Source organism: Thermorudis peleae (assembly GCF_000744775.1).
GTDB lineage: Bacteria > Chloroflexota > Chloroflexia > Thermomicrobiales > Thermomicrobiaceae > Thermorudis > Thermorudis peleae.
The window spans coordinates 616,458-633,401 of record NZ_JQMP01000004.1; the positions used below are offsets into that span (position 1 = coordinate 616,458).

16 protein-coding genes are annotated in these 16,944 nt (G+C 58.5%); 7 read left to right on the top strand and 9 right to left on the bottom strand.

The window, feature by feature from the left end; all coding sequences use genetic code 11:
* Nucleotide 1 precedes the first annotated feature (1 nt).
* From N675_RS12715 to N675_RS12730, 4 genes are all read right to left on the bottom strand, one after another.
* Nucleotides 2–967 (bottom strand): TIGR03560 family F420-dependent LLM class oxidoreductase, encoded by a 966-nt coding sequence (locus N675_RS12715; protein ID WP_038040432.1) that lies wholly within the window; start codon nt 965–967, stop codon nt 2–4.
* A 94-nt stretch (nt 968–1,061) separates the two neighbouring features.
* The gene (locus tag N675_RS12720) at nt 1,062–1,367 is read right to left on the bottom strand and encodes a YbaB/EbfC family nucleoid-associated protein (protein WP_038040434.1); all 306 of its coding nucleotides are present in this window, start codon (nt 1,365–1,367) and stop codon (nt 1,062–1,064) included.
* A gap of 154 nt (nt 1,368–1,521) precedes the next feature.
* Nucleotides 1,522–3,048 (bottom strand): aldehyde dehydrogenase family protein, encoded by a 1,527-nt coding sequence (locus N675_RS12725; RefSeq protein ID WP_038040437.1) that lies wholly within the window; start codon nt 3,046–3,048, stop codon nt 1,522–1,524.
* A gap of 114 nt (nt 3,049–3,162) precedes the next feature.
* Nucleotides 3,163–3,762 (bottom strand): DJ-1/PfpI family protein, encoded by a 600-nt coding sequence (locus N675_RS12730; RefSeq protein ID WP_038040439.1) that lies wholly within the window; start codon nt 3,760–3,762, stop codon nt 3,163–3,165.
* A 204-nt stretch (nt 3,763–3,966) separates the two neighbouring features.
* On the opposite strand from N675_RS12730, the gene N675_RS12735 reads away from it, so the two are divergent.
* A complete protein-coding gene (locus N675_RS12735) occupies nt 3,967–4,539 on the top strand; it encodes a PadR family transcriptional regulator (RefSeq protein ID WP_038040441.1) in 573 nt (190 codons plus the stop codon).
* On the opposite strand, the gene recN is transcribed toward N675_RS12735, so the two are convergent.
* On the bottom strand, nt 4,514–6,268 hold the full coding sequence (gene recN / locus N675_RS12740; protein WP_038040442.1) for a DNA repair protein RecN: 1,755 nt from the start codon (nt 6,266–6,268) through the stop codon (nt 4,514–4,516). The genes N675_RS12735 and recN overlap by 26 nt on opposite strands.
* 139 nt (nt 6,269–6,407) lie before the next feature.
* Here recN and N675_RS12745 point away from each other — a divergent pair, with 139 nt between their 5' ends.
* The 3 genes from N675_RS12745 to N675_RS12755 all read left to right on the top strand — a co-directional run bounded on the left by N675_RS12745 (nt 6,408) and on the right by N675_RS12755 (nt 10,277).
* Nucleotides 6,408–7,508: a cobalamin-independent methionine synthase II family protein gene (locus tag N675_RS12745; protein ID WP_038040900.1), complete on the top strand. Its 1,101-nt coding sequence runs from the start codon at nt 6,408–6,410 to the stop codon at nt 7,506–7,508.
* A 184-nt stretch (nt 7,509–7,692) separates the two neighbouring features.
* Nucleotides 7,693–9,444, top strand: a complete 1,752-nt coding sequence (locus N675_RS12750; RefSeq protein WP_038040443.1) for an NAD+ synthase — start codon at nt 7,693–7,695, stop codon at nt 9,442–9,444.
* 122 nt (nt 9,445–9,566) lie between these two features.
* On the top strand, nt 9,567–10,277 hold the full coding sequence (locus tag N675_RS12755; protein WP_051914743.1) for a redox-sensing transcriptional repressor Rex: 711 nt from the start codon (nt 9,567–9,569) through the stop codon (nt 10,275–10,277).
* Here N675_RS12755 and N675_RS12760 read toward each other — a convergent pair.
* The gene (locus N675_RS12760) at nt 10,274–10,726 is read right to left on the bottom strand and encodes a hypothetical protein (protein ID WP_038040445.1); all 453 of its coding nucleotides are present in this window, start codon (nt 10,724–10,726) and stop codon (nt 10,274–10,276) included. The two genes, N675_RS12755 and N675_RS12760, sit on opposite strands and share 4 nt — an antisense overlap.
* 90 nt (nt 10,727–10,816) lie before the next feature.
* Nucleotides 10,817–11,746 (bottom strand): HpcH/HpaI aldolase/citrate lyase family protein, encoded by a 930-nt coding sequence (locus N675_RS12765; RefSeq protein WP_231578043.1) that lies wholly within the window; start codon nt 11,744–11,746, stop codon nt 10,817–10,819.
* A 193-nt stretch (nt 11,747–11,939) separates the two neighbouring features.
* On the opposite strand from N675_RS12765, the gene N675_RS12770 reads away from it, so the two are divergent.
* Together N675_RS12770 and N675_RS12775 are read left to right on the top strand one after the other, a co-directional pair.
* Complete coding sequence (locus tag N675_RS12770; protein WP_038040446.1) at nt 11,940–12,365, top strand: hypothetical protein; 426 nt, start codon at nt 11,940–11,942, stop codon at nt 12,363–12,365.
* Nucleotides 12,362–13,192, top strand: a complete 831-nt coding sequence (locus N675_RS12775; protein WP_038040447.1) for a DUF429 domain-containing protein — start codon at nt 12,362–12,364, stop codon at nt 13,190–13,192. The genes N675_RS12770 and N675_RS12775 overlap by 4 nt, the downstream gene beginning before the upstream one ends.
* Nucleotides 13,193–13,263: 71 nt before the next feature.
* Here N675_RS12775 and N675_RS12780 read toward each other — a convergent pair whose 3' ends face one another.
* Complete coding sequence (locus tag N675_RS12780; RefSeq protein ID WP_051914744.1) at nt 13,264–14,475, bottom strand: glycosyltransferase family 4 protein; 1,212 nt, start codon at nt 14,473–14,475, stop codon at nt 13,264–13,266.
* 17 nt (nt 14,476–14,492) lie between these two features.
* Complete coding sequence (locus N675_RS12785; RefSeq protein WP_051914745.1) at nt 14,493–15,926, bottom strand: M28 family peptidase; 1,434 nt, start codon at nt 15,924–15,926, stop codon at nt 14,493–14,495.
* Nucleotides 15,927–16,024: 98 nt separating this feature from the next.
* On the opposite strand from N675_RS12785, the gene N675_RS12790 reads away from it, so the two are divergent.
* Entirely contained in the window at nt 16,025–16,942 is a 918-nt protein-coding gene (locus N675_RS12790; protein WP_038040448.1) for a phosphotransferase family protein, read from the top strand.
* Nucleotides 16,943–16,944 lie beyond the last annotated feature (2 nt).

Here is a 16,944-nt window from a genome sequence, read left to right on the forward strand (position 1 = left end):
TTCATGCTGATTGGAAGGCTGGCATCACCTCGCGCGCAATGAGCTCGAGTGGCGAGAGGTCATCGAGATCGTAAGTCTGGAGCATGATTCGGCTAATGCCGAGTGCTTCGCGCTCAGCAATCTGGTCAATAACCTCTTTGGGCGTGCCAACGATCCAGCCGCGCTCACGCTGTCGTGCGATGACCTCGTCAGGAGTGAATGTCTCAGGCAATCGTAGCCACCGTTGAAGCCAGCGCGCACGCTCACGTAACTCGCCCTGATCGCGGCCAACAAGATAACCAACCATCCAGGAGCGCGCTATCGAGGACGGATCACGCCCTACAGCGCGGCAATGCGCCTCAAGGGCAGCAACCTTGGCAGGATACTGCTCAACCGTGATGCTCGTTGTGTTCCATTCGTCTGCCGCCTGCGCAACAAGGCGCAGCAGTCGTCGCTCCCCACCACCGCCAATGACAATCGGGACGCGGCCGTTGCGAGGCGTTGGCCGCATTTGCGCGCGTTCGAGTTGGAAGAAGCGACCGGTGTATGTCACCGGCTCACCGGTCCAGAGTTGGAGAATAACGTCAATCGCTTCCGCAAGGCGATCCATCCGCTCACTGACGGGAGGTAACGGAAAGCCAAAGGCCGAGTGTTCTGGTACATTCCAACCCGCACCAAGACCAAGCCAGTATCGCCCTCCCGAGAGATGATCAAGGGCGACAGCATTTTGCGCAAGCTCAACCGGGTGGCGAAAGGTTGTCGGTGAAACGAGCTGGCCAAAAGCAATGCGCTGCGTACGCAACGCGACTGCTGCGAGCGATGGCCAGAGCGCAAGGGTCTCACGTTCAGGCATGCCAATGACAGACCACAGGTGATCTGAGCGCCAGAGCGAATCAAAGCCAAGGGCTTCCGTCGCATCGACAATGCGTAACCACCGCTCCCACGTTACAGCCTCCTGACCTTCAATCATGACAGCAAAGCGCATCATTGGGCATTCCCTTCCACTTCCCACCGTCCTGGAGCAAACCGGGCTGGAGCAGGTTCCAGCCCGGTCGATGCACCATTGCGCAATGATACGATCACTACGGGAAAAGGCCAGGGAGTTGTAACCCCCCAGCGAGCGCACCGAGTTTCGACGAGGCAAGCTCTTCAGCCCGCTTCATGGCATCGTTGAGCGCGGCGAGAATGAGATCCTCAAGCATGCCGACATCCTGTGGATCAACAACGCCGGGGTCAATATGGATCTGTTGGACAGCGCGGAGCCCATTGACGACAACGCGCACTGCACCGCCACCAGCAGTCCCTTCGACCGTGGATTCGGCCAACTCCTGCTGGATTTGCGCTAAGCGGGCTTGCATTTGCTGCAGCAGGCGCATGTTTGGCTGCATCTCTCGCTCCTTTGACAAACGACCATCACGACTCCGCTGCAGTATACCGGTTGAGCAGGAAAACGCGCAGGGGATGACACGACTGAAGAAGATGTGGGCACGGGCCATACCCGTGCCCAACACCAGCGTAGGAGCGGAATGGGATAGGCAAACGTTAGAGCGCCACCACCACAGCTTTGACCTCGGTGTAGTTTTGCAAGACGTGGTGGCCCATCTCACGGCCCCAGCCTGATTGCTTATACCCACCAAAGGGCAACGCTGCATCAAAGACGTTGTGGCAATTGATCCAGACGGTACCATCACGCAACCCGTGGGCGATTGTGTGGGCTTTCCGGATATCGCGCGTCCACACGCTCGCTGCGAGGCCGTAGATCGTGTCATTGGCTCGACGCAACAGATCATCAAGATCATCAAAGGGCGCTGCGCACAATACTGGTCCAAAGATTTCTTCTTGCACGACCCGTGAGGACTCATTCTCGCCAACGAGCACGGTTGGCATGAAGAAGTAGCCACGGTTCCCATAGCGCTGTCCACCGACGATCGGCCGCCACCCTTCCTGCTGGCCGATCTGGACATAGCCGGAAACACGCTCCAATTGTTCCTGGGAGACGAGCGGGCCCATCGTCGCCTCAGGGTCAAAGGCATGACCGAGGCGAATCTTCTTGGCTTCGTTTGCAACGCCCTCAACAACGGTATCGAAAACCTTCTTGTTGACGTAGAGACGTGAACCGGCGCAGCAGCACTGTCCGTGGTTGAAGAAAATGGCTTGGGCAACACCAGGAATCGTTATGTCAAGATCGGCATCGTCAAAGACAATCGCTGGTGACTTGCCGCCCAACTCAAGGGTTACACGCTTGAGGTTGCCGGCAGCGGCCTGGACAATGAGTTTGCCGACTTCGGTCGAGCCAGTAAAGGCAACTTTGTCAACGCCAGGATGGGCAGCAAGCGCTGCGCCAGCTTTTTCACCATACCCTGGCACAATGTTGACGACACCATCCGGGAAGCCAGCCTCCTGCACCAGCTCGCCAAGTCGCAGTGCTGACAGTGGGGTTTGCTCAGCTGGCTTTAACACCACCGTGCAGCCAGCAGCCAGAGCGGGGCCAAGCTTCCAAGCAGCCATGAGCAGCGGGAAGTTCCAAGGAATAATTTGCCCAACAACCCCAACTGGCTCACGGCGCGTGTAGGCAAAAAAGCGCGTCCCCTCTACACCGGCAACCGGAACAGAGATGGGAATCGTCTCGCCCTCGATCTTTGTCGCCCAGCCGGCCATATAGCGAAAGAGGTCAACAGCAAGCGGTACATCAGCAGCACGAGCGATCTGGACAGGCTTGCCGTTATCAAGCCCTTCAAGTTGCGCAAACTCTTCAGCATGCTGTTCAACCAGCTCAGCAAGCTTCCACAGCAGCTTTCCGCGATCAGACGGTGTCAGCTTGGGCCAAGGACCGTGCTCGAATGCCTGCCGTGCTGCTGCAACCGCCCGATCGATGTCCGGTGCATCACCAGATGGCACGTGCGCGATGATTTCGCCAGTAGCTGGGTCATAGACGGGGAATGTCTCGCCGGAGGCAGCCTCGACCCACTGGCCTCCAATCAGCATACGATGGGGTTTGGCGACCCACTCGCGAACGCGCGAATCGGCAAACTCAAGAACGCTGCGTTGCGGGGCAACCGACTGTACCATGCGGATCCCTCCAATCTGCCAAGGGCCAGCGGATACTACGACCTTCCACCAAGCAACGACACATCCTGATGCACGAGCAGGCTCACCTCCCTTCGCGTTGAGACCACCGTCAGATCACGATGAGATAGCTGGAGTTGATGCGGGGACAGACTCAAGGAGGTGAAGAAAAGCTGCGAGCCAAGCAACATGAGCTGACCAAGCTGGAGCAGTCACGAGGTTGCCATCAGTTACCGCCTGATCCCAGGCTAGCTCAACCCATTCGCCCCCTGCGGCACGTACTTCCGGCTCAACTGTCGGATAGCCGTTGATGCGTCGCCCGCGTACTACATCCGCAGCGGTTAACAGCTGAACGCCATGGCAGACGGCTGCGACGGGCTTGTCGTGCTGCACAAAGTGCCGCACAATCTCAAGCACGCGAGGGTTCAGCCGGAGATATTCAGGAGCTCGACCACCAGGCAAGACCAAAGCATCATACTCAGCCGGATCAATATCGTTAAAGGTCGCGTTGAGCGTAAAGTTGTGCCCGCGCTTCTCGGTATAGGTCTGGTCGCCCTCAAAGTCATGAATGGCTGTCGGTACACGATCGCCAGCGCGCTTGTTCGGACAGACTGCATGGACCGTGTGGCCAACAGCCTGGAGTGCCTGGAAGGGAACCATCACTTCAGAGTCTTCAGCGTAGTCTCCGACAATCATGAGAATCTTTTTGCCGGCCATCGTCCCCTTCCTTTCTTGCAAGCTCCGGGTACGTAGACACACCGGATATGCGGATTGCCTGGGTAGTCAATTTGACACTATTCAGTATACGCCGCCACCGTGATTTAGTCAAGAGATGACTATTCGCGCGTGCTCGCCATGTCGATGCTGAGCTGTTAAGATCCCAGCGCGAGGATGACCCCAGGAGGCGGGGAGGGAAAGTGCATGGCGTTGCCACAGCTCTCCCTTACAGAGTGGGCAGTGCTTTGCTTGCTCGCTGAGCGGCCAACCCATGGGTTTGACCTTGCCCGCGCACTTGCCCCTGGCAGTGAGCTTGGCTGGGTGTGGACAGCACCTCGACCATTGGTCTACCACGCGCTTGATCGCTTACACGCGCTCGGACTCATCACTGCCCAACGAGAGGAACCAGGCAAACGCGGTCCGCGGCGCACCATTATGGTCCTCACGCCAGCTGGGCACGAAGCAGTTGAAGCCTGGCTGGTGCAGCCAGTAGCACACGTCCGCGATATGCGTGCCGCGTTACTCCTCAAGCTCGTACTGCTGCAGCGTGCTGGCCGAGATATCCGTCCACTGTTGCAGGCCCAACAGCAGGTTCTTGCTCCAATCGTGCAGCACCTGGAGCAACGAGCCAAAGAGAGTCAAGGGGCAGCACGCATTGTCGCACTGTTTCGGCTTGCCATGGCACAAGCTGTATTGGAGTTCCTAACGCGGATGCTCGCAGAGACTGCAGAACCGTCCTTGGGGAAGACAGCTACGTCACCTGACGCACTGGCGTAAGGGCAAGTTCGGCTTTACGGGTCTGAACACGCTGATAGAGCGCCTCGGCGTTCGCCCGCGCCTGTGGTGTTACAGGGAGCCCGTCGAGCATTGCTGCAAGTTCATTAATCCGTTCATCCTGGTTGAGCGGTAGGACTTGTGTCTCCGTGATGCCATCCACGTCGACTTTGATAATTCGGAAATGCTGATCAGCAAATGCGGCGACTTGCGGGAGGTGGCTAATAACCAGCACCTGGTGGTGCTGGGCAAGGCGCCAGAGCTGCTCGCCAACGACTTGGCCGCTCCGTCCACCAACGCCAACGTCAACCTCGTCGAACACGAGCGTCGGGGTTGCGTCAGCTTCTGACAGCACCGTCTTCAACGCGAGCAAAATGCGCGCCATCTCACCGCCCGAGGCTACCCGGGCAAGCGGACGAGGCTCTTGCCCGGCATTGGCTGCCAACAAGAATTCGACTCGCTCCTGTCCAAACTCGTCGATTCCCAGCCGTCCCGTGTGATCGGATTCACCAGCCAATGGCTCGAGAGCGACAACAAAACGTGCTCGTGCAAGGTTCAATGCCGCGAGTGTTTCCGCTACCTGCTGTTCAAGCTGCTCTGCCGCAGCACGACGCCGAGCAGTCAGAGCATCGGCCTGTTCCCGAATGGTTGCAAGCAAGGCACGCAACGTTTCTTGAAGGTGCTCGATCGTTTCAGTGCTGTGCTCAAGCGTTTGCAGCTCACGAGCCACGCGCTCGGCGTAGGACAGAATCTCAGGAATCGTATCGCCATATTTGCGCTTCAACAGTTTGATGCGTTGTAGGCGATCTTCGACAGCAGCGAGACGGTCAGGATCAGCTTCAAGTTGCTCGCCATAGTCGCGGATCGTCTGCGCAAGATCCTCAAGCGCATAGCGAGCTTCTTCGAGCTGGGACAGGAGATGTGCTTGGGACGGATCAAGCCGAGTCAGTTCAGCCAACCGGCTCGCAGCCAACCGCAGCGCGTCAAGTGCGCTAGCAGTTCCGCCTTCTCCTGCCTCGAGTAGGCCGTAGATCTCGTGGGCTAGCCCAGCGAGCCGCTCGGCGTTGAGGAGCCGCGCTCGCTCCTGCAGGAGCGTTTCCTCCTCTCCGGGGGAGAGTTGCGCCGCGGTGATTTCCTGGAGTTGAAACCGGAGCGCGTCGATGCGTTGCTCGCGTTCACGTTCAGCGCGTACGAGTTCTTGCATTTGGCGGCGAATGTGACGATATTGTTGGACACTGGCAGCAAGCGCGCTGCGGAGCTCTTCCGCGCCCGCGTAGCGATCGAGAATTTCTAGCTGTGTCTCCGGTCGCAGCAACGACAGGTGGTCGGTCTGTCCGTGGATATCGACAAGTACTCGCCCAAGTGCAGCGACGGTCGCAAGTGGAACAGTGCGACCGTTGACACGCGCAAGGCTACGCCCTGATGCACTTACCTCACGCGTCAAGACCAACAGCCCCTCTTCCGGCTCGATTTCGAGCTCATTGAGCACGGCTTGAAAGCGCGGCCGCGTTGCCAGTGCAGCAACATCAAAGACCGCTTCAACCCAGGCCTTGCTTGCGCCAGCACGAACAAGGTCTGCCGAAGCACGAGCGCCAAGGGCAACGCTCAGGGCGTCAATAATGATCGACTTACCTGCACCAGTTTCACCAGTGAGTGCGTTCAAGCCTGGTGCGAAAGCAAGCCGCAGGTCACGGATGATCGCCAAGTTGCGGATAGCTAGCTCAGCAAGCATCGTACTCCATCGTATTTCCTCGCTGACAATTGTACGGAACCATTGCTGACCTGTTGGAGCCATCGTCCATTGGGCAGCGATGTGCGATAGTTAGTAGCGCAAAGCAGCTCGGGGTGTGGTCAAGGAGGAGGCAACAACCGTGAGTGTTCCATATCGGAGTGACGTCGTTGGCAGTCTCTTGCGCCCGGCGTACCTTACTGAAGCACGCCAGCGCTATGAAGCGGGGGAACTTTCACCGGCGGAATTCAAGCGGATAGAAGATCGCGCCGTTGACGAAGCAATCAAGCTCCAAGAAGACGTCGGCATCGACGTCTTGACTGATGGTGAGCAACGGCGGTACGCCTTCTTCGGCCACTTGATTGACTCGCTCGATGGATTCGAGAAGAGCGGCGGCCGTCCGGTTATTTTCCATGACCAGAGTGGTCAGCAGCAGTATGTCTTCCGCGGCCCGGTCGTCGTTGACAAACTGCGCTGGCGCCGGAGCATGTGCGCCGAAGAGTTCACCTATGTTCGCGCACGAACTACCCACCCAGCAAAAGTCACGCTTATTGATGCCATGCAAGCAGCTGCCTACTGGGATAAAGAGCTTTCAACCGGAGCCTATCCGACACTCGAAAGCTATCTTGCTGATCTCGTCGATATCCTGCGACGCGAAATTGCTGAGCTGGTGCGTCTTGGTTGCACCTACATCCAGTTCGACGCTCCTCGATATGCCGCGTTGCTTGATCCGGAAATCCGGGAGAACTATCGGCAACGCGGTATTGATCCCGATCGCCTGATTGACGAGGCCATTGAACTTGATAACGCCGTGATGGACGGCTTCGATAAACAGGGCATTACGTTCGGCCTCCATATCTGCCGGGGGAACAACCAGAGTCTGTTCTACGCGAGCGGCGGCTATGACCCGATTGCCGAGAAGATCTTTCAACGGACCAAGTTCCACCGCTTTCTGCTTGAGTACGATGACCCGCGTTCGGGCACGTTCGAGCCGTTACGGATGGTGCCGGAAGATCGCGTTGTCGTGCTTGGTCTCGTTTCGACAAAGAAGGCAGAGCTTGAGACGCAAGAGCAACTCGAACAGCGCATTCACGAAGCGGCAAAGTTCTTCCCGCTTGAGCGCATGGCCTTGAGTCCGCAGTGTGGCTTTGCTTCGACGTGGGAGGGCAATCGAATTACGCCGGAGATTCAACGTCAGAAGCTCGAGCTGGTGGTGCGGACAGCACGGGCAGTCTGGGGCTAGCTAAACGACAACATCCGCGAGCAGCAAAACAGCAACTGCTTGCGAGGTGCCTCCTGCAATGGGAGCAGGTTCCAGGTGGTCTTGCTGCACTGCCTGGAACCTGCTGTCGAAGAAGCGAAGAACAGGCCTGCTATACTCTGCCCGAGATACTGGGCGGCATGGCGGGAAAGGCGCAGGCACGAGAATGGCTCCAAATGACCTGTGGCGTATTGCTCTAGCCCAAGTGAATCCTACTGTCGGTGACTTTGCTGGGAATGTCGCCCGAATTCGCGAAGCAGTTGCTGAGGCACGTGCCCAACATGCGGCTATTATTGCCTTCCCTGAACTGGTCCTTACAGGTTATCCACCGGAAGATCTCCTGCTCAAGGTGAGCTTTATTGAAGCTGCGCGTCAGGCACTCGAAGAGGTACGGCCGCTCTCGGCTAACTGTGTACTCATTGTTGGCACACCGTGGGTTGAAGATGGCGTACTGTACAATGGCGCGGCCGTCTTTGCCAATGGAGAGCTCTTGGCCGTTGTCCCAAAACACCATCTCCCAACGTACGGGGTATTTGACGAAGATCGCTATTTTGCTCGAGGCAAGCAGACCTACCGATTCCGTTGGGGAGAATTGCGATTTGGTGTCACCATTTGCGAAGATCTTTGGTACCCCGTCGGGCCTGGGAGCAGCTTAGCGACCGCTGGTATTGATCTCCTGATTAATATCAATGGTTCACCGTATCATCGCGGCAAGTGGCAGCAACGCGAGACGATGCTCCGGACACGAGCCAGCGATGCTGGATGTTATCTGGCCTACGTCAATATGGTTGGTGGCCAAGATGAACTTGTCTTTGATGGCAACTCGCTAGTGCTGAGTCCAGATGGCCAGGTCCTTGCACGGGGTGCATCGTTTGACGAAGACATGGTTATTGTTGATCTCCCAGTGACAGCAGTTCTCTCAAGCTGGCTTCACGATCCCCGGCGTCGCTGGCTTGCACTCAGCGAGCATCCAGCAACGCTCCCCGTCCACGACATCACCGTGCCGATATCACTGCCCGAGCACCCATTGCCGCCGTTAGCCGAATGCTATCGACAGCCACGTGCACCCCTCGATGGCATTGCTGAGGTCTATCGAGCACTCGTCGTCGGCGTCCGCGACTATACACGTAAGACAGGGTTCCACACCGCGCTGGTTGGTTTGTCCGGTGGGATCGACTCGTCGCTGACGGCCTGCATCGCTGCTGACGCGCTCGGCCCACAGAACGTCACGGGCTTGAGTATGCCGAGTCGGTATACCTCCCAGGCGAGTATTGAAGATGCTGAACAGCTTGCACGTGCCCTTGGCATCCATTTTGCCATCGTGCCGATTGATCCAGTGCACCAAGCCTTCCGCTCGATCCTTGCGCCACTGGGGAACCAACCAGAGCAGCCAGATCTTGCCGATGAGAATCTCCAATCACGGATTCGCGGCACGATTCTCATGACGTATTCCAACCGCTTTGGGCCCATTGTCCTAACGACTGGGAACAAGTCAGAGTTGGCCTGCGGGTATGCCACGCTCTACGGCGATATGGCCGGCGGGTTCGCTGTCCTGAAGGATGTACCGAAACAGCTTGTCTACGCGCTTGCCCATTACCGTAACAGCATCTCCCCCGTCATTCCAGAGCGCGTGCTGACCAAGCCGCCAACCGCTGAGTTGCGCCCGGGACAGAAGGACGAGGACAGCTTGCCGCCATATCAGATTCTTGATCCACTGCTCGAGCTCTATGTCGAACACGACGCGAGCCCGGATGCGTTAGTTGCGGCTGGTTTCGATCCGGATACGGTCGCCCGTGTCATTCGCATGGTTGATCATGCTGAATACAAGCGACGACAAGCAGCCCCTGGCGTCAAACTGACTCCGCGAGCCTTTGGACGTGATCGCCGATTACCGATCGCCAATCGCTACCACGGCTAGCACGCTGGAGTCGTGTCAGGATTTTCTTGACAATCCCGTGTTCGCCGCGCTAGGATTGGGCTAGCTGGTTATCAGATATGCTGTGTTCGGCAAGTGCGGCGAAAGGAGTGTGACGCCAACCCGTGAAGAACGGGGCTATTCCTGATGTTGTTATCCGTCGATTGCCGCTCTACTTGCGTGTCCTCCGGCGGCTTGCCGCTAGCGGTGTGCGGACACTTTCTTCGGAGGAACTTGCAGCCGAACTTGGCGTAACAGCAGCCCAAATTCGCCGTGACCTCTCCTTTTTTGGTCGCTTCGGCAAGCAAGGGAAGGGTTATCCCGTTGCTGCACTTGCTGCCGAAATCGCCCGCATTTTGCACCTTGACCGTACATGGGATGTCGCCCTTGTCGGGTTTGGCCATCTTGGCCAGGCAATCGCCCATTACCGTGGCTTTGCCGAGAATGGATTCCGCATCGCGGCCATTTTTGCTAAAAACCCCGAGCATATCGGCCAAGTCGTTGACGGCATTGTTGTCCTTCCGCCCGATCACATTACGCCAGTAGTTCGTGAGCTGGGCATCCGTATCGGCATTATTGCGGTGCCGGCTGATGCAGCGCAGGAAGTCGCGGATCAGCTCGTTGCTGGCGGCGTGCGGGCCATTCTGAACTATGCGCCAGCGGTCCTGCGCCTCCCAGCCGGCATTTGGGTGCGAGAAATTGATCCAACGAGTGCGTTGCAGAGCTTAACGTACTATCTTGATCCTGCTGAGTCTGTCCCAACGCTCATCGGTGCGCACTGGGCTGAGAACGGTCGAGGCATCCAGGGGGAAGATTCGACGCTGCCGCATCCTTAATGCGGTAGATGAGCAAGAGCATCGGGCAAGAGGCCCAGGCCAGAAACCAATAACAGCAAGTCACCGACAACCAAGAGCGCGCCAGCAGCGATGGGGAGTACTGGGCCGCTCTCCTCAAAATAGCGGGTAAGACCAGCAACTCGCGTTAACGCCAGAATGTACATGCTCCATCCCGCCAAAACAAAAAGGCCTCCCAGGATTTGGGATGGCGACTGCCCTGATCGGACAAGAAGAAGTTCGGCAAGATTCAAAATGAGGAGCACCAACCCAGGGAAAACGAGGAGGCCGAGCCAGTCCCATAAACCTCGCACGCTTCGACTTTGCGCCCACCCGTTCACAGGCCGCACACGTGGCCAATGTTCCTCAAGCGCGTCTTCAGCGACTTCAATTGTTAAGAGCAACAGCGCGCAGCAGCCGATGAGCAGGACCAGCCGCAGGTCAATCGTCATCGCTTCTCGTATGCCCTCAGTGCGCCAAACGCCACACCACTCCGGTATAGCCGGAGCGTAGCACGGAAAGAGGAAAACCGCAAGCGTGTTTTACTGGACGATGCCTGCAGCGCGAGCGCGGAGCAGCAAGCTCTGCGCCATCCGCAGGCTCGCGGCGTCAAGCATCGTTGCGCCGAGGGCAACGGCTCCTACACCGGCTCGTTGCGAAGCCGAGTATGCATCGAGCACTTCCTGGGCCCAACGCACCTCGTCCTCCGTTGGGGTAAATGCCTCATTGACGATGGGGATCTGCGCCGGGTGAATACACCATTTGCCATCATAGCCAAGTGCCCGAGCGATAAGGCAAGAGTGACGCAATCCGTCAGCATCGCGGAAATCGGCATACGGGCCGTCAATCGCGCGTAGGCCAGTTGCTCGGGCAGCAACGAGGATGCGATGCATCGGATAGTGGAAGCGATGGCCAGGATAATGCGTATCCCAGTCGTCTGTGGTTCCAATCGCCCGAGCAGGGATGCCGACTGAGGCTGCGTAGTCACCTGGCCCCCAGATAAGCGAGATCAGGCGAGAACTCGCTTGCGCGATCTGATCGCAGTGCATGACGCCGGCTGCGGTTTCGATTTGGACCTCAAGCTGGATCGGCTCATGCCGATTGATCGCCTGCTCAAGCTGCTGAAGGAGCGTATCAACAAACACAATGTCGGCAGCGCTCCGAACCTTTGGCACGATAACGACGTCAAGCACAGATCCAGCTGCCTCAACAATGTCAACGAGATCACGGTAGCACCAAGGCGTATCAACGCCATTGATCCGGATCACCCGTGGTCGGCTACGCCAATCAGCCTCAAGCAGAGCCGTTATGACGTGCCGTCGCGCTTCTGCTTTAGCCTGGGGCGCGACTGCATCTTCCAGGTCGAGAAAAACGACATCGGCGTCACTGCGAAGGGCCTTCTCGATCATGTCTGGCCGTGAGCCAGGTGTCGAAAGGACGCTTCGTTGTGGATAGGACAATGTGTTTTTCACACGCTTCCCCTTTCATCATTTGCCGTGCTGAAACGGGCTAAACGAGGAATTGCCAGCCATACAGCGGGCTATCCCCGTTCATGCTTCCAGCATTCCAGTGTGTGATCCTGCCAGGGCTTAGTCCCAGGCGCAACACTCGGCTGTTCCTATCGTGGCATCCCGCTACACTCTAGGTGGGTGAGGAGTATTGAGGATGGACGAGCGTAACCAGGTTCTCCCGATCGATGCACTTCCTAGCCTTGCCATCTCCTTTGCTGACGCCCTACACGCGCAGTCTGGGGAGCAGTTCGACTTCTCACTTGCGTCGCTCGCCCGACTCGACAGCGTGCTCGATGAATGGGTGCAGATCGCCATGGTCTATGGCGGAGCTGAACCGCTTGATCTGCAAGGCTACGTCGGGGCGACGCTCACTTATGTTGGCGAGACCCTCCGCCGCGCATTCGGCGGGCACTGGGAACAACTACCAACGCGAAACTGGCCAGTGCTCACCTTCCCCAATGGTCAGCAGCTTGACCTGGAGCCACTCGTGACTGGCGTCCTCCGTGGCGCACTTTCGCCTGCCTTCGCCTCACTCCCCCGCCTCCTTACAGCAAACGGCATCGTACGAGAGGAGCAATGACGTACGCCCATCAACTGACCAGGTTTGTCGGCATCGATTTCAGCGGCGCTCGTGACGCGGGACGACACTGTTGGATCTGCATCGCCGAGGCAACAGGAGCTTCTCTCCACGTGCAAGCATGCTGGCCTGCCTCAGCTCTGCCCGATAGCAGCATCGCTCGCGAGCAGGCACTCACGGCATTGGCACGCTGGATTGCTCGCCAAGGGCCTTGCCTGATTGGTTGCGATTTCCCTTTCAGCCTGCCACGAGCGGCTCTGAACATGCTTGATTATGTCGAATTCTGCCGCACATTTTCCGGCCGATTCACAACACCGGCAATGCTGCGCGCTGCCTGCACAGCGAATGGGCGAGAATTACGTCGCGTTACTGACCAGCTCGCACGCGCTCCCTTTGCCCCGGGTAACCTGCGACTGTACCGGCAGACGTATTACGGTATTCGGCTGATCCTTGCGCCACTTGTCCTGAGTGGTGCAGCATGTGTTTTGCCCTTTCAGCCACGGCATCCAGGCAAGCCTTGGCTCATCGAGGTGTGCCCAGCAATCACGCTTCGCCAACTCGGCATTCGTGCGCGAGGATACAAGGGAACTGGAGGAGACGCTCAAGAACAACGCGCAAGGATCCAGGCCGAGCTCACTGCGTATGGGATACGCATTCCACAATCCGTTGCCGATAAGATGCTTGCTGACCGACATGGCGACGCGCTTGACAGCGTGGTTGCCGCAATCACGGCATGGTGCGTCCGTGACCATCTCACGCCGCCTGACGCTGCTGTCGCAGCAGAAGGCTGGATCTACACTCCACCCACTATTTCGCAGCGCAGCAACTGAGCGTAGCTTCCCTCATCCAATTACCGTGTCACGTTTTGCACTCTCCGGGCGACCATGACGGACGGAAGAGTTTAGTTCGAGCGAGTCGTTGACTGTGCTACGGCATGAGCGAGTAGATCGCGATATTGTGCGCCGATTCTTGCCCAGTCATAGCGCTCCACCACAAGCTGCCGGGCAGCAGCGACGAGTTGCGAGCGTAACGAGGCATCACGAATCAGGCGGACAATTGCGTCAGCAAACGCTTCAGGCGTATCAGCAAGCAGCAGGTGCTGACCGTCGCGCACGTCCAAGCCAGCAGCGCCAATCGACGTCGAAACAACCGGGCGACCAAGCGCAAAGGCCTCCAAGATTTTCAGCCGAGTGCCACCCCCACTCCGCAGCGGCACGACAACGACGCCAGCACGGGCAATCCAGGGCGTTACCTCGGGCACCCGGCCGGTTAGCCGCACACTCGCTGCTCGCGCAAGCGCTTGGAGTGCAGGCGGCGGATCAGAACCGACCAGTGTTACTTCAACGCTTGGGATGGCTGCTCGCACGCGTGGCAGCACCTGTTGAAGCAACCAGGTTACCCCTTCAACATTTGGCCAGTACCGCAGCGTCCCAACGAAAACAAGCCGTTCCGGCTTGCCGAGTGACAGTGGGATAAAGGGTAAGGCTGTAAGATCAACTCCGTTGGGAATCACGCTTACTGGTGTTGCAACGCTTGCGCGGATCGTCGCAGCATCCGCCTCTGATGTTGCAAGGCAATGCGTCGCTTGGCGCCAGGCGGCTCGCTCCTCGCGGGCGAGTTTACGCCATTCCAGCATGTTAAACAGCTGGCGCAAAAGCGGCGCCTGCCGAGCGATCTGGCGCAACAGGTCATGCTCAATGTTGTGCGCATCAAGGATGCGGGGAATGGTGGTTGGCGTGCGAAGCAGTCCGAGCGGAGCAAATTCGCATTGCATAACGTCGAACGATTCCCTAGCAAGGAGGCTATCCAGTGCGCTCTGGAGCGCTGGGGGAGCCATCAGCCGTCGTTGTGTTGAGTGTAATGAGACGAGGGAACGCAGCTGAGCGCGGCGGCGCGCCGCATTCGGAGGCTGGCGCGCCGTCCACGCGACTGGCACGGCGATCAGCCGACCAAGCATGCGCTCAGCTTCGGAAACATCGTCGCCTGGCCCAACGAGGCTGAGGACAGTGACATGATGATCCTGACGCACTTGCTGGATCAGGCCGAAAATACGCTGTGCGCCCCCATTGTCTGGTGGCACCGGGAGCAGCGGTGTCACGAAGAGGACTCGCATTGACAGAGGGCCCTTGCCTACACTGCGCCTGGCGCAAGATCAGCTCGGTTTGCCCGCCCCCAATGATGAGACAAAGCATCCCCAAGACCAGATGTCTCAAGCAAGGTACGAATCGCCTCAGGAGAACGGCGTCCCCCCGGCACGTGCTCCGTCGTGGCCAACCAGAGCGCAAGCTGGACAGTAACAGCCGCACTCGAGCGCAAGCCAGTCAGTGTCACTTTATCGACAGTATCTGCTTCGGTATGTCCCCAGCCACGCCCAATCATGCCCCGTGTTGCATCACGGCTCTGGAGTGTTGCAACCGGATAACCTGCCAGGAAAAAGGGGAAATGATCAGAATGCGCTGAGATCGCATCGCGAACCGCAAAGGCTCCGTGCCAGTGATGAGCTAGTCCTGTAAAGGCCCGAGCCACCTCTTCATCACCAGCAACAGTCAGCAACTCAGATCCGCCCTGGCCACGACCAGCGCCATCGAGATTGAGCATAAAGACAAGCCGGGGGCCATCGGCCGTTTGGTAGCTTTCGGCATGTCGCCACGAACCGAGTAAGCCCAATTCTTCACAGGCAAAGCAGACGAAGCGCAGCGTGCGTGGCAGCCGACCAGCGAAGGGAGCAAGTGCGCGTGCAGTGGCAAGCAACACAGCGGTACCAGCAGCGTTATCGAGCGCGCCTTGCGCGATGTCATGGCCGTCGTAGTGGGCACCGAGCAGAATGATCTCATTGGCACGTTCAGCGCCTGGCAACTCCGCAACAATGTTATGCGCGAGCGAGCGAAACACGCGGTTGCGTGTGCGGATGCGTCCGCGGAGGGGGCCACGAACGGCAAGGCGGCGGAGCGCCTCACCAGCCTCGTAGGTGAGGCCAAGGCCGGGAATCGGTGCGGTGTGGTCAAGCGGGGTCGGGCCACCAGGATTTCGGGCGTAGAGTGCGCCAGTGATATGGAGCTGGCCGGGATTACGATTCGTGAAGAGGCAGGCAACTGCCCCAGCTTCAACAGCACGGCGGTACTTGTCCGTTCGGTGGCTTGACGTCTGTCCCAGGATGTCGCGTTCGGCATCGACAAGCACCATTGCGCCACGAGCTGCTTGCCCAAGCCGTGCAAAGTCATCGGCTTCACCGGCGCCTGCATCAACAATCGGCGCTTCGATGTCAGCGACACCAGTATACGGCAAGGCGATGGCGCTGAAACTGCGTTCGACCGGCGCTGCAAGGGCGAAGAAACACTCACCGCGCTCCCAGCTATAGACTGGGAACGTTTCACGCCAGACACGTAGTCCAAGACGCCGGAACGCCTCCTCGAGATACGCTGCTGCCGCGTGTTCACTTGCACTGCCACCAAAGCGGTGACCAAACTCATCGCAGAGTGTCCAAAGCGTTCGATAGGCTTCGTCGCTCGTCCAGACCTCTCCGAGAGCCTCGCGCATGACTTGTTGCCAGTGGTGCTCGCTCATCTGCTAACCTCCGCGCACACCTGCTCAGTGCGGAAAGTGTAACAGGGGATGTGGGCACTTCTGGTATGGTTAGCGGAAGAGATATGAGGAGCCGGAGCATGGTCGATTGGGCGCAATGGCGCCGGTTGCTTGAGCAGACGAATGACGGCGCGACACAGTTGCTGAGCGTGCAGGCAACAGATCGTCCTGGACTCGGACAAGAGTGGCATATCGACGTCGCCTGGCCAGCGACAGCACCACCACGCTGGACGCGATTCGTTGGGCGGTCGTTATCACCCCACACCCGGACGATGCTGCCGGCACTCGAGCAGTTCTTCCACACGACCGGTATCCCAATCGCCACCCTCCATGCGCTTGACATTGAATCTGGCCTTGCACTCTTTGCCGCCCCTGAATACCCTGGCCTCCTTGAGATCTTGACGCAACTCAAGCATCCCTGGGAGCGTAGCGCGCTCGCGTTGACCGTTGCCCGCGCACTTGCCCATCTCCACGCGTTGCCCCTGCCACAGGCCGAAGCTGATGAAGGCACGTCATACGAGACTCTTGTTGGCACGGGAATCGCATCACTCATCGAGCGAGCACGCACGAGCCATGCCGAGGACGCGCTACTCCGCCGGGCAGCTGACTGGCTCGAAGCACATATGCCGCCGACTGGTCAGCTTGCGCTCTGCCTCGGCGACCTTACGCCGAACGACATTCGTCTTGCTGACATCGACGAACTGCACACATTCTATGGCTGGGAACGCGCAATGATTTTTGACCCGACCTGGGACGTTGCCAGCCTCCTTGTCGGGACAGCACACGCACCACTTGGTGATGCTGAACTGATCCAGTTCGCCAATATCTTCCTCGCAGCGTACGCTGAACATGCTCCCAACATGCCCAATGCCCTGGGCACGTTCGTGACCGCGCGACTGATGAGCCTGCTACTGGGCCGCCCTGATGTCTCAGTCCAGCAGCAGACGCTGTGGCGTGAGCAGCTTGCGCACGCGCTACGTGATCACTTTAGAACCTAGCG

Bases quoted from the DNA above. Each gene is read 5' to 3' on its own strand.
- N675_RS12715 (WP_038040432.1), bottom strand. From the start codon at position 967: ATGATGCGCTTTGCTGTCATGATTGAAGGTCAGGAGGCTGTAACGTGG.
- N675_RS12720 (WP_038040434.1), bottom strand. From the start codon at position 1,367: ATGCAGCCAAACATGCGCCTGCTGCAGCAAATGCAAGCCCGCTTAGCG.
- N675_RS12725 (WP_038040437.1), bottom strand. From the start codon at position 3,048: ATGGTACAGTCGGTTGCCCCGCAACGCAGCGTTCTTGAGTTTGCCGAT.
- N675_RS12730 (WP_038040439.1), bottom strand. From the start codon at position 3,762: ATGGCCGGCAAAAAGATTCTCATGATTGTCGGAGACTACGCTGAAGAC.
- N675_RS12735 (WP_038040441.1), top strand. From the start codon at position 3,967: ATGGCGTTGCCACAGCTCTCCCTTACAGAGTGGGCAGTGCTTTGCTTG.
- recN (WP_038040442.1), bottom strand. From the start codon at position 6,268: ATGCTTGCTGAGCTAGCTATCCGCAACTTGGCGATCATCCGTGACCTG.
- N675_RS12750 (WP_038040443.1), top strand. From the start codon at position 7,693: ATGGCTCCAAATGACCTGTGGCGTATTGCTCTAGCCCAAGTGAATCCT.
- N675_RS12760 (WP_038040445.1), bottom strand. From the start codon at position 10,726: ATGACGATTGACCTGCGGCTGGTCCTGCTCATCGGCTGCTGCGCGCTG.
- N675_RS12770 (WP_038040446.1), top strand. From the start codon at position 11,940: ATGGACGAGCGTAACCAGGTTCTCCCGATCGATGCACTTCCTAGCCTT.
- N675_RS12775 (WP_038040447.1), top strand. From the start codon at position 12,362: ATGACGTACGCCCATCAACTGACCAGGTTTGTCGGCATCGATTTCAGC.
- N675_RS12780 (WP_051914744.1), bottom strand. From the start codon at position 14,475: ATGCGAGTCCTCTTCGTGACACCGCTGCTCCCGGTGCCACCAGACAAT.
- N675_RS12785 (WP_051914745.1), bottom strand. From the start codon at position 15,926: ATGAGCGAGCACCACTGGCAACAAGTCATGCGCGAGGCTCTCGGAGAG.
- N675_RS12790 (WP_038040448.1), top strand. From the start codon at position 16,025: ATGGTCGATTGGGCGCAATGGCGCCGGTTGCTTGAGCAGACGAATGAC.